Below are 14,652 nucleotides of genomic sequence, written 5' to 3'. Positions count from 1 at the left end.
CGCCCTGGGGGCGGGGGCCTGCTCCGTGCGGCTCCGGCCGAGGAGCTGGGTCTCCGGTTTCTGCGCCCCCCCCACCCGCCCAAAACCGGCGGCCCCCACCGGCAACGCGGGGGGGGGGCCGCCCCCTTGAGCCGTACAAGCGCTCCGTACGAGCACTCCGTACGAGACCGGGATCAGCCCTCGCTGACGCCCAGCTTCTCCAGGATCAGGTCCTTGACCTTCGCCGCGTCCGCCTGGCCACGGGTGGCCTTCATGACCGCGCCGACCAGGGCGCCGACCGCCGCGACCTTGCCGCCGCGGATCTTGTCGGCGATGGCCGCGTTGCCCGCGATGGCCTCGTCGACCGCCGTGCCGAGCGCGCCGTCGTCGGAGACGACCTTCAGACCGCGCTTCTCGACGACCTCGTCCGGGGTGCCCTCGCCGGCGAGGACGCCCTCGATGACCTGACGGGCCAGCTTGTCGTTGAGGTCACCACCGGCGACCAGGGCCGAGACCCGGGCCACGTCCGCCGGCGTGATGGGCAGCTCCTCCAGGGAGACGCCCTTCTCGTTGGCGTTGCGGGCCAGCTCGCCCATCCACCACTTGCGGGCCGAGGCCGCGTCCGCGCCCGCCTCGGTGGTCGCGACGATCGCGTCGACCGCGCCGGCGTTGAGGATGGACTGCATCTCCTGCTCGGAGACGGCCCACTCCTCGCGGAGCCGGTTGCGGCGCACGCGGGGCAGCTCGGGCAGACCGGCACGCAGCTCCTCGACCCACTCACGGGCCGGGGCGACGGGGACGAGGTCGGGCTCCGGGAAGTACCGGTAGTCCTCGGCGTTGTCCTTGATGCGGCCGGAGGTGGTGGTGCCGTCGTCCTCGTGGAAGTGACGGGTCTCCTGCACGATCGTCCCGCCGGAGGACAGGACGGCCGCGTGGCGCTGGATCTCGAAGCGCGCCGCCCGCTCCACCGAACGGAGCGAGTTGACGTTCTTCGTCTCCGAGCGGGTGCCGAAGGTCTTGGTGCCGTTCCGGCGCAGCGACAGGTTCACGTCGCAGCGCATCTGGCCCTTGTCCATGCGCGCCTCGGAGACGCCCAGGGCACGGATCAGCTCGCGCAGCTCGGCGACGTACGCCTTGGCGACCTCGGGGGCCCGCTCGCCCGCGCCCTCGATCGGCTTGGTGACGATCTCGATGAGCGGGATGCCGGCCCGGTTGTAGTCGAGCAGCGAGTGCGAGGCGCCGTGGATGCGGCCGGTCGCGCCACCGATGTGGGTGGACTTGCCGGTGTCCTCCTCCATGTGGGCGCGCTCGATCTCCACGCGGAAGACCTCGCCGTCCTCCAGCTGGACGTCCAGGTAGCCGTTGAAGGCGATCGGCTCGTCGTACTGGGAGGTCTGGAAGTTCTTCGGCATGTCCGGATAGAAGTAGTTCTTCCGGGCGAAGCGGCACCACTCGGCGATCTCGCAGTTCAGCGCGAGACCGATCTTGATCGCGGACTCGACGCCGATCGCGTTGACCACCGGCAGCGAGCCGGGCAGGCCGAGGCAGGTCGGGCAGGTCTGCGAGTTCGGCTCCGCGCCCAGCTCGGTCGAGCAGCCGCAGAACATCTTCGTCTTGGTGCCGAGCTCGACATGGACCTCGAGGCCCATGACGGGGTCGTACTCGGCGAGCGCCGCCTCGTACGACAGCAGTTCAGTGACAGTCACGGTGGAACTTCCCTCTCAGCCCAGCAGGACGTCGTCGTCGCCGAGCCGCTTCAGCTCGCGGTACAGGATGGCGAGGCCGGTGACGATGGCGGCGGCGGACACCGCGGAGTCGATCAGCCGCAGCACGTCGTGGTCGTTGCGGGCCAGCTTGGCCTGCTTCGCGACACTGACGGCGCCGAACGCGGTGGTCGCCAGCGACACGTAGATGCCGGTCTTCGACTTCTTGAAGTTCTTGGCCTTCTTTGCCATGGCACTCACAGCGACGGAGCCTCCTCAAGCAGCGGGTGACCCCACTTTTCCACGAAGGCGGCCTCGACGGCGGCGCCGACCTTGTACAGCCGGTCGTCCTTCATGGCGGGGGCGATGATCTGCAGGCCGACCGGGAGGCCGTCCTCCGGCGCGAGGCCGCAGGGCAGCGACATGGCGGCGTTGCCCGCCAGGTTGGTCGGAATGGTGCACAGGTCCGCGAGGTACATCGCCATCGGGTCGTCGGCGCGCTCGCCGATCGGGAAGGCGGTGGTGGGGGTCGTCGGGGAGACGATGACGTCCACCTCCTCGAAGGCCTTCTCGAACTCGCGGGTGATGAGGGTGCGGACCTTCTGCGCCGAGCCGTAGTACGCGTCGTAGTAGCCGGAGCTGAGCGCGTACGTGCCGAGGATGATGCGGCGCTTGACCTCGTCGCCGAAGCCGGCCTCACGGGTGAGGGCGGTGACGTCCTCGGCCGAACGGGTGCCGTCGTCGCCGACCCGCAGGCCGTAGCGCATGGCGTCGAAGCGGGCCAGGTTGGAGGAGCACTCCGACGGCGCGATCAGGTAGTACGCGGAGAGCGCGAGGTCGAAGGTCGGGCAGTCCAGCTCGACGATCTCGGCACCCAGCGACGTGAGCAGCTCGACGGACTCGTCGAAGCGCTGCACGACGCCGGCCTGGTAGCCCTCGCCGCGGAACTGCTTGACGACGCCGACGCGCATGCCGGCCACCGAGCCGTTGCGCGCGGCCTCGACGACCGGCGGGACCGGGGCGTCGATGGAGGTCGAGTCGAGCGGGTCGTGCCCGGCGATCGCCTCGTGGAGGAGGGCCGCGTCCAGGACCGTACGGGCGCAGGGGCCGCCCTGGTCCAGGGAGGAGGAGAAGGCCACCATGCCGAAGCGGGAGACGCCGCCGTAGGTCGGCTTGACGCCGACGGTGCCGGTGACGGCCGCGGGCTGGCGGATGGAGCCGCCGGTGTCCGTGCCGATGGCGAGCGGGGCCTCGTACGCCGCGAGGGCGGCCGAGGAGCCGCCGCCGGAGCCGCCGGGGATCCGGGTGAGGTCCCAGGGGTTGCCGGTCGGGCCGTAGGCGCTGTTCTCGGTGGAGGAGCCCATCGCGAACTCGTCCATGTTGGTCTTGCCGAGGATGACGACGTCGGCGGCCTTCAGGTTCTTGACCAGGGTCGCGTCGTACGGCGGGATCCAGCCCTCGAGGATCTTCGAACCCACGGTGGTCGGCATGCCGACGGTGGTGAAGATGTCCTTGAGCGCGAGCGGCACACCGGCGAGCGGGCCGAGCTTCTCGCCCCGGGCCCGCTTCTCGTCCACGGCACGGGCCTGGGCGAGGGCGCCCTCGCGGTCGACGTGCAGGAAGGCGTGGACCTTCTCGTCGACGGCCTCGATGCGGGCGAGGTGGGCCTCGGTGACCTCGACGGCGGTCAGCTCGCCGGCGGCGATCTTTCCGGCGATCTCGGCCGCGGTGAGCTTGATGATGGTGTTGTCCGTCATGACTTCTTAGTCCTCCCCCAGGATCTGCGGCACCTTGAAACGCTGCTGCTCCTGGGCCGGGGCGCCGGAGAGCGCCTGCTCGGGGGTGAGCGACGGACGGACCTCGTCCGCGCGCATGACATTGGTCAGCGGCAGCGGGTGGGAGGTCGGCGGTACGTCTTGGTCGGCGACCTCGGCGACGCGGGCGACCGCGCCGATGATGTCGTCGAGCTGACCGGCGAAGTGGTCGAGTTCTTCGCCGCGCAGCTCCAGACGCGCCAGCCGTGCGAGGTGGGCGACCTCCTCGCGCGTGATGCCAGGCATGCGGATCCTCACGGGGTGAGCTTGATGGTGTTGGCCCAATCCTATGGGGCCGGTGGCTCTGCCCGTGAAACGGTTTGCCCCCGGAGGGGCCGGGTCACTGGACGACGTGGCCGGAGGGCTGGTCCAGATCGACGGGTTCGGCCATGTCGGCGGGGCGGCGCCAGCCGTGCTCGCCGCGGGCCAGGAGCCAGGCGGTGGCCTCGCCGGGCGGCATCGCGGCGGCGACCAGCCAGCCCTGGACGGCGTCGCAGCCCAGGTCGCGCAGGCGCTCCCAGGTCTCGTCGTCCTCGACGCCCTCGGCGACGACGAGGAGGCCGAGCGAGTGGGCGAGGTCGACGGTGCAGCGGACGATCTCGGCGTCCTCGGTGTCGACGGCGAGCCGGGCCACGAACGAGCGGTCGATCTTCAGTTCGCTGACGGGCAGCCGGCGCAGATGGACGAGGGAGGAGTAGCCGGTGCCGAAGTCGTCGAGGGACATCTTGACGCCGTGGCCGGTGAGGCCGTTCAGCGTGTCGGCGGCCCGCTGGGGGTCCTCCAGGAGCACGTGCTCCGTTATCTCCAGCTGGAGCGCGCCGGCCGGGACGCCGTGGCGGGCCAGGCGGGCGGCGACGGCGCCGGCGAAGCCGGGGGTGTGGACGTCGCGCGGGGAGACGTTGACGGCGACCGGGACGTTGAGGCCCTGGGCGCGCCAGACGGCGACCTGGGCGAGCGCGGTCTCCAGGACGTACTCGGTGAGGTGGGGCATCAGGCCGGAGGACTCGGCGATGGCGATGAACTCGTCCGGCGGAACCTTCCCTCGCTCGGGATGGACCCAGCGGACGAGGGCTTCGAGGCCCGCGACCTGGCCGTCGAAGCGGACCTTGGGCTGGTAGTGGAGTTCGACCTCGCCGGCGTCCAGGGCGCGGCGGAGGTCGCCGAGCAGGCCGAGCCGGTCGGGGGTGTTGGAGTCGCGCTTGGACTCGTAGACCTCGACGCCGGTGCGGTCGCGCTTGGCCTGGTACATGGCGACGTCGGCGCGGCGCAGCAGGCCCTCGGCGTCGAGGGCGTGGTCGGGGAAGACGGCGACGCCCGCGCTGGCCTCCAGGACGAGGGTGAGCCCGTCGAGGTCGAGCGGGGAGGAGAGCTCGGCGACGAGGTGCCGGGCGACCCGCTGGGCGCTGGTGGTGGAGTCGGCGGTGGGCAGCAGGACGGCGAACTCGTCGCCGCCGAGCCGGGCGGCCTCGGCGCCGCGGGGCAGGGCGAGGCGGAGCCGTTCGGCGATCTGGAGGAGCAGCCGGTCGCCGGCGAGGTGCCCGAGGGTGTCGTTGACCGAGCGGAAGCGGTCGAGGTCGATGAGTACGAGGGCGGCGCGGGCCCCCTCGCCCTCGGCCTCCTCCAGGGCGGTCCAGGCCCGCTCCAGGAGCCACTGGCGGTTCGGGAGCCCGGTGAGCGGGTCGCGGAGCTGTTCCTCGGCGCGGGCGCGGGCGATCCAGAGGGTGGAGTCGAGGGCGATGAGGGGGACGGCGAAGAGCGGCAGGAGGACCGGCCGGGTGGCGGCGACGACGCAGAGAAGCGGGGCGATGCCGAGCAGGGCGACGGCGACGAGGCCCTGCCTCAGGAGGGCGGTGCGGGCGATGGTGGGCAGTCCGCGGCCCTGGGGGGCGAGCGTGTACCACAGGAGGAGGCGGGTGACCACGAGGTAGCCGGCGGCGGCGAGGACGATTTCCGGGAGGTCCCCGATCGTCCAGTCGAGGGGCTGCCAGGGCCGGTCGACGGTCGGTACGTCTCCGAAGAGCGCGAGGAGGAGGGCGGCGGCGCCGACGCCGAGGACGTCGGCGGCGCCGTGCAGCAGCCCCTGGCGCCAGCGGTGCCGGCGGGTGGCGCCGACGAGGGCGACGACGGTCAGCGAGACGAGTCCGGCGGGCACCCAGCCGTACAGGAGGAGGACGGCGAGGGTGAGGGCGGCGCCGGAGCCGGTGCCGCCCCACCAGCGGTCCCGGCCGAGGGCGACCAGGTGGCCGACGATGAGGCCGGTGAGGACGGCGAGGGACCAGCCGGCGACGCCGCCGGGGAAGAGTCCGTGGCCGCCGCTGAGGGCTCGCTGGAGCCCGGCGGCGAGCACGACGGCGGCGATGCCCACCACGGCTGCGGGCAGCCGGGAGGGGAAGCCCAGGGGGACCACACGGCCGTGCGGCCGTGGGACCGGGGCGGCGCTCTCGGTCGGTTCCATTCCCGTCCCTCTCACAGGCGGCGGTGCCGTCGGTGTGCGATGGGCCGCGGTGGCCGCGGCCGTACGTCCTCCGGCCCCGTCCGTCGTCCGGCGTGCGGCCGCTGTCGGGCGGCCGTCCCGGAGTCACGGTGCCGTTGTCCTGACGCCATGACCGGCAGAGCCCTCGCGCGGGCGTGCAGGACTGGACGCACGGTCACCACACTAGGCCGCCGAGGGCTCGGACGGGCAGCGCTCTCCCTCTCTTGCCCGAATGCGACCCGGCCACCCGTAACGATCTGATATGCGCCGAACGGGTGAGCTTCCGGCGGCCGCCCGCGGGCTACTCGGCGACGGGCACCGCAGCCTCCCGAGCCGCCTCGGGCCCCTGTTCGAGCAGGACGGAGAAGCCTTCCTCGTCCAGAACCGGAACCTTCAGCTGCATCGCCTTGTCGTATTTCGAACCAGGGTTTTCACCGACCACCACGAAGCTGGTCTTCTTCGAAACGGAACCGGTCACCTTCGCTCCGAGCGTCTGGAGCGACTCTTTTGCGCCATCCCTGGTGAACTTCTCCAGGGTGCCGGTCACCACGACCGTCAGCCCTTCCAGCGGACGCGGCCCCTCGTCCTCCCCGGCGCCCTCGTCCTCCAGGGAGACCCCGGCGGCGCGCCACTTGCGCACGATCTCGCGGTGCCACTCCTCGGAGAACCACTGCTTCACGGCGGCCGCGATGATCCCGCCGACGCCGTCGACGGCCGCCAGCTCCTCCTCGCTCGCCTGCTCGATCCGCTCCAGGGAGCGGAACTCACGGGCCAGCGCCTCGGCCGCGACCGGCCCCACGTGCCGGATGGAGAGCCCGTTGATGAAGCGGGCGAGCGGACGGGTCTTCGCCGCCGCGATGTTCTCCAGCATCGCGAGCGCGTTCTTCTTCGGCTCGCCCTTCTGGTTGGCGAAGACCGTGACGATCTTCTCCTCGCCGGTCTTCGGATCGCGGCGGGGCAGTCCGCTGTCCGGGTCGAGGACGTACGCCTTGATCGGGAGGAGCTGCTCGATGGTGAGGTCGAAGAGGTCGCCCTCGTCCAGGAGCGGCGGCTCGGCCGGCTCCAGGGGACGGGTCAGCGCCGCCGCCGCCACCGCACCGAAGTTCTCGATGTCCAGGCACTGGCGCCCTGCGAGGAAGAAGAGCCGCTCCCGCAGCTGGGCCGGGCACGTCCGGGCGTTCGGGCAGCGGAGGTCGATGTCGCCCTCCTTCATCGCCTTCAGCGGCGTCCCGCACTCCGGGCACTCGGCGGGCATCACGAACTCCCGCTCGGTGCCGTCCCGCAGGTCGGCGACGGGCCCGAGGATCTCGGGGATCACGTCTCCGGCCTTGCGCAGCACGACGGTGTCGCCGATGAGCACGCCCTTGGCCTTCACGACCTCCTGGTTGTGCAGGGTCGCGAACTCGACCTCGGAGCCGGCCACGGTCACCGGCTCGACCTGCGCGTACGGCGTGACGCGCCCGGTGCGGCCGACGCCGACCTTGATGTCGACCAGCTTGGTGTTGACCTCCTCCGGCGCGTACTTCCAGGCGATCGCCCAGCGCGGGGCGCGCGCGGTGGAGCCGAGCCGGCCCTGGAGCGGGATCTCGTCGAGCTTGACGACGACCCCGTCGATCTCGTGCTCCACGGAGTGACGGTTCTCCCCGAAGTACGCGATGAACTCCCGTACGCCGGCGAGCGAGTCGACGACCTTGTTGTGCCGGGCGGTGGGCAGGCCCCACTCGTGCAGCAGCTCGTACGTCTCCGAGAGCCGGGAGATGTCGAAGCCCTCGCGGGCGCCGATGCCGTGGACGACCATGTGGAGCGGGCGGGAGGCGGTGACCTTCGGGTCCTTCTGCCGCAGCGAACCGGCCGCCGCGTTCCGCGGGTTGGCGAAGGGCTTGTCGCCGGCCTCCACCAGGCGGGCGTTGAGCCCCTCGAAGGCCTCCATCGGGAAGTAGACCTCGCCGCGGATCTCCACCAGGTCCGGGATGCGGTCGCCCCGGAGGCGCTCCGGGATGTCGGCGATCGTCCGGACGTTGGGCGTGATGTCCTCGCCGGTGCGGCCGTCGCCGCGGGTGGCGGCGCGGGTCAGCCGGCCGTGCTCGTAGGTGAGGTTGACCGCGAGGCCGTCGACCTTCAGCTCGCACAGGTAGTGGTAGTCGGGGGTGCCGACGTCCCGCGCGACGCGCTCGGCCCAGGTGGCGAGCTCCTCCTCGTCGAAGGCGTTGTCCAGGGAGAGCATGCGCTCCCGGTGCTCGACGGAGGTGAAGTCGGTCTCGTACTGCCCGGCGACCTTCTGGGTCGGCGAGTCCGGAGTCCGCAGCTCCGGGTACTCCTCCTCCAGCGCCTCAAGGGCGCGCAGGAGCTTGTCGAACTCGCCGTCGCTGATGACCGGCTGGTCCTTCACGTAGTACCGGAAGCGGTGCTCCTCGACCTGCTCGGCCAGCTCGGCGTGCTTCTCCCGTGCCTCGGCGGGCAGGGCCCCCTGTTCGACTGCCACCGTTTCGTCCTCCCGTTACTCAGGGTTGTCCGCGAGCGACCGTGCCGCTCTGACGCAGTGGGCGAGCGCCGCCCGGGCGTAGGCGGGCGAAGCACCCGCGAGCCCGCACGAGGGGGTGACCACGACGGACTCGGCGAGAGTCCCCGGATTCAGCCCCAGCCTGCGCCACAGCGTCCTGACACCCATGACGCTACCGCCCGGGTCGGACAATGCCGTGTCGGTGGACGGCACCACACCGGCGAAGAGCTTCGTCCCGGCCTCCACGGCCTCGCCGATCGGCTCCTCGTCACGTTCGGTGAGGAGCGAGAAATCGAACGAGATGCCCGCCGCGCCGGCCCGCCGCAGCAGTGCGAACGGGACGTCCGGGGCGCAGGAGTGGACGATCACCGGCCCGTCGTGGACGGCCATCACGTCCCGCAGGGCGCTCTCCACGACCTGCCGGTCGACGGCCCGGTGGGTGCGGTAGCCGCTGGCGGTACGGATCTGCCCGCGCAGTACGGCGATGAGCGAGGGCTCGTCGAGCTGGAGGACGAGGCGCGCCCCCGGGACGCGCTTCCTCAGCTCCGCGAGATGCGTGTGGAGGCCCTCGGCGAGCGAGCCGGCCAGGTCCCTGCACGCGCCCGCGTCGCCGAGGGCGGCCTCGCCGCCGCGCAGCTCCAGGGCCGCGGCGAGCGTCCACGGGCCGACGGCCTGGACCTTGAGCGGGCCCTCGTACCCCTGGGTGAACTCCTCCAGGGCGTCGAGGTCCTCGCCGAGCCAGGAACGCGCCCGCTTGGTGTCACGGCCCGGCCGGTCGCTGATCCGCCAGCCGCTCGGCTCCACGTGCGCGTACAGGTCGACGAGCATCCCGATGGTCCGGCCGATCATGTCGGCGCCGGGGCCGCGCGCGGGCAGCTCCGGAAGGAAGGGGAAGTCCTCGAAGGACCCGGTCGCGGTCTTGGCGGCCTCACGGGCGTCACCCCCGGGCAGGGACCCGACGCCGGTGGCGGAACCCCACAGCCTGTTCTCTTCCACCCCTACCGCCCCGGGCGCACGGTGAGGTCGTTGATCTCGGCGTCGCGCGGCAGGTCGATCGCGGTGATGATCGCCGTCGCGACGGACTCGGGGTCGATCCACTTCGAGGGGTCGTACTCCTTGCCCTCCTGCTGGTGGACCTTCGCCTGCATGGGGCTGGCGGTGCGGCCCGGGTAGACCGAGGTCACCCGGACCCCGTTCGCGTGCTCCTCGTGGCGCAGGGAGTCCGCGAGCGCCTTGAGGCCGTGCTTGGAGGCGGCGTACGCACCCCACTCGGCGTGCGCGTTGAGCCCGGCGCCCGAGTTCACGAAGACGACGTGGCCCTGGGAGACCCGCAGCTGGGGCAGGAAGTGGCGGGTCAGCTCGGCCGGGGCGACCAGGTTGACGTTCAGCTGGTGGTGCCAGGTCTTCGGGGTGAGCTCCCCGATCGGGCCGAGGTCGACGACGCCCGCGATGTGCAGCAGGCTGTCCACCCGGTCCGGGAGGCTCTGGTGCGAGAACGCCCAGGACAGCCGGTCCGGATCGGCGAGGTCCCCGACGAGCGTCCGCGCGCCGGGGAACTGCGCGGCGAGCTCCTTCGCGCGCCCCGCGTCGCGCGCGTGGAGCACGAGTTCGTCCCCGCGCGCGTGGAGGCGGCGCGCGACGGCCGCGCCGATGCCGGAACCCGCTCCGGTGATCACATGTGTAGCCATGCGCACCATGCTCGCATCAGCGGGCGGCGATCTCCGCCTCCAGGTGGGCGAGGGCCGTCGGGCCGTCCTCGGCGAAGAAGACGAGTTCGGCGAGGGGGCGGGGCAGGAAGCCCTCCGCCTCCATGCGCTGGAACTGGGCCTTCAGGCCGTCGTAGAAGCCGGCCGTGTTGAGGAGGACGACCGGCTTGGAGTGCTTGCCGTGCTTCTTCAGCTCCAGGATCTCGGTGGCCTCGTCGAGGGTTCCCGTGCCGCCGACCATGACCACGATCGCGTCGGACTTGGCGAGGAGCAGTGCCTTGCGCTCGGCCAGGTCCCCGGCGACGACCATCTCGTCGGCGTCCGGGCGGGCCTTGTGGGCGAGGAAGTCGACGGACACGCCGACGAGGCGGCCGCCCGCGTCCTGGACCCCGTCCGCGACGACCTTCATGAGGCCGGTGTCGGAGCCGCCCCAGACGAGGGTGTGACCGGCCTTCCCGAGACGGGTGGCGAAGTCGCGCGCGGCGGCCGTGTACCGCTCGTCGAGGTCGGCGGCGGAGAGGAAGACGCAGATGTTCATGGGCCCACGGTAGGCGGTCGCGGAAAAAGTCCGGCGGGCGGCGATGAGTTCCGGCGGCGGCCCCGGTCTGCCCTGCCATGGACGAGATGAGCAGGGGCCGGGTCGTGTCGCGGGACGGTACGGAGATCGCGTACGAGCGGTACGGACACGGGCGGGCCGTCGTGCTGGTCGGCGGCGCCGACGGGGGCGGGCGGGTGCTCGCCGGGCTGCTCGCCCGGCGCTTCTCCGTCGTGACGTACCGGCGGCGCGGGCCCGTCCAGGTGGAGCGGGAGATCGAGGACCTGGCGGCCGTCCTGGAGGCGGCGGGTCCTGGCGCGGCCGTGCACGGCACGGAGGCGGGCGGCGTCCTGGCGCTCGCGGGGGCGGCGGCCGGGCTCCCGGTGGGCGCGCTGTCGGTGTACGAGCCGGAGCCGCTCGCGGACGGGCTCGTGGCGGCGGTCCACGCGCGCGTGCTCGTGGTCGACGGGGGCGCGAGCCCGGCGGCGACCCGGCGCGCGGCCCGCGCCCTGACGGCGGCCCTCCCCCGGGCCCGGCACCGCACCCTCACGGGCCAGACGCACGAGGCGGCCCCGCACGTCCTGGCCCCGGTCCTGGAGGAGTTCCTGGACGAGCCGGTCTAGGCGGTGGCCGGTGCGGTCGCACGCCTCGTGGTCGACGCGATCGTCGCCGAGCCCACCACGCGCGTGCCGTCGTACAGGACGATCGCCTGGCCGGGGGCCACGCCGCGGACGGGCTCCTCGAAGACGACCTTCAGTTCGCCGTCCTCCATCGCCGCGCTCACCGGCGACTCGCCGCCGTGGGCGCGGAGCTGGGCGGTGTAGCGGCCCGGGCCCTCGGGGGCGGTGCCGCACCAGCGGGGCTTGATCGCGGTGAGGGCGGTGACGTCGAGGGCCTCGGCGGGGCCGACGGTGACCGTGTTGTTCACGGGCGAGATGTCGAGGACGTAGCGGGGCTTGCCGTCCGCGGCCGGGTGGCCGATCCGCAGGCCCTTGCGCTGGCCGATGGTGAAGCCGTACGCGCCCTCGTGGGTGCCGACCTTCGTGCCGGCCTCGTCGACGATGTCGCCCTCCGCCTTGCCCAGGCGGGCGGCGAGGAAGCCCTGGGTGTCGCCGTCGGCGATGAAGCAGATGTCGTGGCTGTCGGGCTTCTTGGCGACCGCGAGCCCGCGCCGCTCGGCCTCGGCCCGGATCTCGTCCTTGGTGGTGAGGGTGTCGCCGAGCGGGAACATCGCGTGCGCGAGCTGCTTCTCGTCGAGCACGCCGAGCACGTACGACTGGTCCTTCGCCATGTCGGAGGCCCGGTGCAGCTCGCGGGTGCCGTCCTCGTTCAGGACGACGGTGGCGTAGTGCCCGGTGCAGACCGCGTCGAAGCCGAGGGCGAGCGCCTTGTCGAGGAGCGCCGCGAACTTGATCTTCTCGTTGCAGCGCAGGCAGGGGTTGGGGGTGCGGCCCGCCTCGTACTCCGCGACGAAGTCGTCGACGACGTCCTCGCGGAACCGCTCGGCGAGGTCCCACACGTAGAACGGGATGCCGATCACGTCGGCCGCCCGGCGCGCGTCGCGCGAGTCCTCGATCGTGCAGCAGCCGCGCGCTCCGGTACGGAAGGACTGCGGGTTCGCGGAGAGGGCCAGGTGCACGCCGGTGACGTCGTGACCGGCTTCGGCCGCGCGGGCGGCGGCGACGGCGGAGTCCACTCCGCCGGACATGGCGGCAAGTACCCGGAGGGGGCGGGCGTGGGGGCGCTGGGGCGGAGTCTGAGTCATAGCGCTACCAGGGTACGGGGCGCCGGGAACCGCGGTCGCGGTAGTGAGCGTTCTCCCCGGCATGGGGAGCAAGTCGAAGGACACGGGGAGCGGCGCCGGCGGCCGGCGGGTGGGGCGGCGGGCCGTGCTGATCGGCGGCGCGGCCGCCGCGGTGGGCACGGTCGCGCTGGCCAGGGACGATCTCGGGCGCCTGTGGTGGCGGCTGCCGGGGATGGAGAAGAAGCGGGTCGAGGGGGAGCTGGACCACAAGGGCGCCGAGTGGACGTCGGCGGCGCGGGCGAACTGGCGGCGGGCCGACCGGCCGGACGACTACACGATCGACCGGATCGTGATCCATGTCGTCCAGGGCAGCTACGCCTCCGCCCTGAAGGTCTTCAAGAACCCGGCGCACGGGGCCGCCGCGCACTACGTGGTCCGCAAGGACGGCCATGTGGCGCAGATGATCCGGGAGCTCGACGTGGCCTTCCACGCCGGGAACCGCGACATGAACGAGCGGAGCATCGGCATCGAGCACGAGGGCTTCGTCGACCGGCCGCAGGACTTCACGGCGGCGATGTACGAGGGCTCGGCGCGGCTCGCGGCCGACATATGCGCGCGGTACGGGATACCCGTGGACCGGGAGCACATCATCGGGCACGTCGAGGTCGAGGGCACCGACCACACCGATCCCGGTCCGCACTGGGACTGGGACCGGTACCTGGCGCTGGTGCGGAAGGCGCGCTCCCGGCTCAGCTGAGGCCGGCGGTCCTGGCCCGCTCGACGGCCGGGCCGATGGCCGCCGCCACCGCCGCCACGTCCTCCTTGGTGGAGGTGTGGCCGAGGGAGAAGCGCAGGGTGCCGCGGGCCAGGTCCGGGTCGGTGCCGGTGGCGAGCAGGACGTGGCTGGGCTGGGCGATGCCGGCCGTGCAGGCGGAGCCGGTGGAGCAGGCGATGCCGGCCGCGTCCAGCAGCAGGAGCAGGGAGTCGCCCTCGCAGCCGGGGAAGGTGAAGTGGGCGTTGGCGGGCAGCCGGTCGACCGGGTCGCCGCCGAGGATCGCGTCCGGCACGAGCGCCCGGACGGCGATGACGAGTTCGTCGCGCAGGGCGCCGACCTCGCGGGCGAACTCCTCCTGGCGCTCGGCGGCCAGCCGGGCGGCGACGGCGAAGGCGTCGACGGCCGGCACGTCGAGGGTGCCGGAGCGGACGTGCCGCTCCTGACCGCCGCCGTGCAGAACGGGTACGGGGGTGTACTCGCGGCCCAGGAGCAGCGCGCCGATGCCGTAGGGGCCGCCGATCTTGTGGCCGGAGACGGTCATCGCGGCGAGGCCGGAGGCGGCGAAGTCGACCGGGACCTGACCCACGGCCTGGACGGCGTCGGCATGCAGGGGCACGTCGAACTCGGCGGCGGTCTCGGCGAGTTCACGGACCGGCATGATCGTGCCGATCTCGTTGTTCGCCCACATCACGGTGGCCAGGGCCACGGATTCCGGGTCGCGGGCGATCGCCTCGCGGAGCGCGTCCGGGTGGACGCGGCCGTGGTGGTCCACGGGCAGGTACTCGACCCGGGCGCCCTCGTGGGTGGCGAGCCAGTCGACGGCGTCGAGGACGGCGTGATGCTCGACCGGGCTGGCCAGGACGCGGGTGCGGCGGGGGTCGGCGTCGCGGCGGGCCCAGTACAGGCCCTTCACGGCGAGGTTGTCGGCCTCCGTGCCGCCCGAGGTGAAGACGACCTCGCTCGGCCGCGCGCCGAGCGCGGCGGCGAGCGTCTCGCGGCCCTCCTCGACGGTCCGCCTGGCCCGCCGTCCGGCGGCGTGCAGGGAGGAGGCGTTGCCCGTGACGGCGAGCTGGGCGGTCATCGCCTCGATCGCCTCGTGGAGCATGGGCGTGGTCGCGGCGTGGTCGAGGTAAGCCATGGTGGGTCGATTCTACGAGCCCGCCGGTCCGCGCCCGCCGCCCGGCCCGTCGGGCCCCCCAAAACGGCCGGTTCCCACCCGCGCCCCGCTGTGGGCCCGCGCCCCGCCGGGACGGTGCCCACCCCGTTGTGGGCGGCGCCCACCCCGTTGTGGGCATGCGTTCCGCCGGGGCGGAACGGGTGGGCACAACGGACGGCGCCCTTGCCGGCGCCAGAGGCTTCCGCGCCTGAACCCGCACCGGATGCACGCCGCCACAGTGGGTGCGGGTCGGGGCGCGGAACGCGG

General features: G+C 72.8%; 13 protein-coding genes. 2 read left to right on the top strand and 11 right to left on the bottom strand.

Annotated features, from left to right (window positions below; translation table 11 throughout):
• Positions 1-173: 173 nt before the first annotated feature.
• The 9 genes from gatB to ACWGN5_RS40505 all read right to left on the bottom strand — a co-directional run bounded on the left by gatB (position 174) and on the right by ACWGN5_RS40505 (position 10,713).
• The gene (gene gatB / locus ACWGN5_RS40545) at positions 174-1,685 is read right to left on the bottom strand and encodes an Asp-tRNA(Asn)/Glu-tRNA(Gln) amidotransferase subunit GatB (protein WP_453523650.1); all 1,512 of its coding nucleotides are present in this window, start codon (positions 1,683-1,685) and stop codon (positions 174-176) included.
• A 15-nt stretch (positions 1,686-1,700) separates the two neighbouring features.
• Positions 1,701-1,934, bottom strand: a complete 234-nt coding sequence (locus ACWGN5_RS40540) for a hypothetical protein (protein ID WP_189800629.1) — start codon at positions 1,932-1,934, stop codon at positions 1,701-1,703.
• Positions 1,935-1,939: 5 nt separating this feature from the next.
• Positions 1,940-3,439, bottom strand: a complete 1,500-nt coding sequence (gene gatA / locus ACWGN5_RS40535; RefSeq protein ID WP_453523647.1) for an Asp-tRNA(Asn)/Glu-tRNA(Gln) amidotransferase subunit GatA — start codon at positions 3,437-3,439, stop codon at positions 1,940-1,942.
• Between the two features lie 6 nt (positions 3,440-3,445).
• A complete protein-coding gene (gatC, locus tag ACWGN5_RS40530) occupies positions 3,446-3,742 on the bottom strand; it encodes an Asp-tRNA(Asn)/Glu-tRNA(Gln) amidotransferase subunit GatC (protein ID WP_056567875.1) in 297 nt (98 codons plus the stop codon).
• A 94-nt stretch (positions 3,743-3,836) separates the two neighbouring features.
• Positions 3,837-5,951 carry a putative bifunctional diguanylate cyclase/phosphodiesterase gene (locus tag ACWGN5_RS40525; RefSeq protein ID WP_453523643.1) on the bottom strand — a complete coding sequence of 705 codons (2,115 nt, stop codon included), beginning with the start codon at positions 5,949-5,951 and terminating at the stop codon, positions 3,837-3,839.
• Between the two features lie 319 nt (positions 5,952-6,270).
• Positions 6,271-8,451 carry an NAD-dependent DNA ligase LigA gene (gene ligA / locus ACWGN5_RS40520; RefSeq protein ID WP_453523641.1) on the bottom strand — a complete coding sequence of 727 codons (2,181 nt, stop codon included), beginning with the start codon at positions 8,449-8,451 and terminating at the stop codon, positions 6,271-6,273.
• Positions 8,452-8,466: 15 nt separating this feature from the next.
• Positions 8,467-9,465 carry a methionine synthase gene (locus tag ACWGN5_RS40515; protein WP_453523639.1) on the bottom strand — a complete coding sequence of 333 codons (999 nt, stop codon included), beginning with the start codon at positions 9,463-9,465 and terminating at the stop codon, positions 8,467-8,469.
• A 2-nt stretch (positions 9,466-9,467) separates the two neighbouring features.
• Entirely contained in the window at positions 9,468-10,166 is a 699-nt protein-coding gene (locus ACWGN5_RS40510; protein ID WP_453523635.1) for an SDR family oxidoreductase, read from the bottom strand.
• Between the two features lie 7 nt (positions 10,167-10,173).
• Positions 10,174-10,713, bottom strand: coding sequence for an LOG family protein (locus ACWGN5_RS40505; RefSeq protein ID WP_453523632.1), 540 nt, complete (start codon positions 10,711-10,713; stop codon positions 10,174-10,176).
• Between the two features lie 77 nt (positions 10,714-10,790).
• Between ACWGN5_RS40505 and ACWGN5_RS40500 the strand changes: the two genes are divergently transcribed.
• Complete coding sequence (locus ACWGN5_RS40500; RefSeq protein WP_453523629.1) at positions 10,791-11,333, top strand: alpha/beta fold hydrolase; 543 nt, start codon at positions 10,791-10,793, stop codon at positions 11,331-11,333.
• On the opposite strand, the gene mnmA is transcribed toward ACWGN5_RS40500, so the two are convergent.
• The gene (gene mnmA / locus ACWGN5_RS40495) at positions 11,330-12,475 is read right to left on the bottom strand and encodes a tRNA 2-thiouridine(34) synthase MnmA (protein WP_453523626.1); all 1,146 of its coding nucleotides are present in this window, start codon (positions 12,473-12,475) and stop codon (positions 11,330-11,332) included. The two genes, ACWGN5_RS40500 and mnmA, sit on opposite strands and share 4 nt — an antisense overlap.
• Before the next feature lie 61 nt (positions 12,476-12,536).
• Between mnmA and ACWGN5_RS40490 the strand changes: the two genes are divergently transcribed.
• On the top strand, positions 12,537-13,211 hold the full coding sequence (locus ACWGN5_RS40490; RefSeq protein WP_453523653.1) for an N-acetylmuramoyl-L-alanine amidase: 675 nt from the start codon (positions 12,537-12,539) through the stop codon (positions 13,209-13,211).
• On the opposite strand, the gene ACWGN5_RS40485 is transcribed toward ACWGN5_RS40490, so the two are convergent.
• Entirely contained in the window at positions 13,204-14,367 is a 1,164-nt protein-coding gene (locus tag ACWGN5_RS40485) for a cysteine desulfurase family protein (RefSeq protein WP_453523623.1), read from the bottom strand. The two genes, ACWGN5_RS40490 and ACWGN5_RS40485, sit on opposite strands and share 8 nt — an antisense overlap.
• Positions 14,368-14,652 lie beyond the last annotated feature (285 nt).

The organism is Streptomyces sp. NPDC055815 (genome assembly GCF_053616475.1).
Note: the sequence above shows the minus strand (reverse complement) of the source record. Positions and strands in the feature narration are given on the sequence as shown.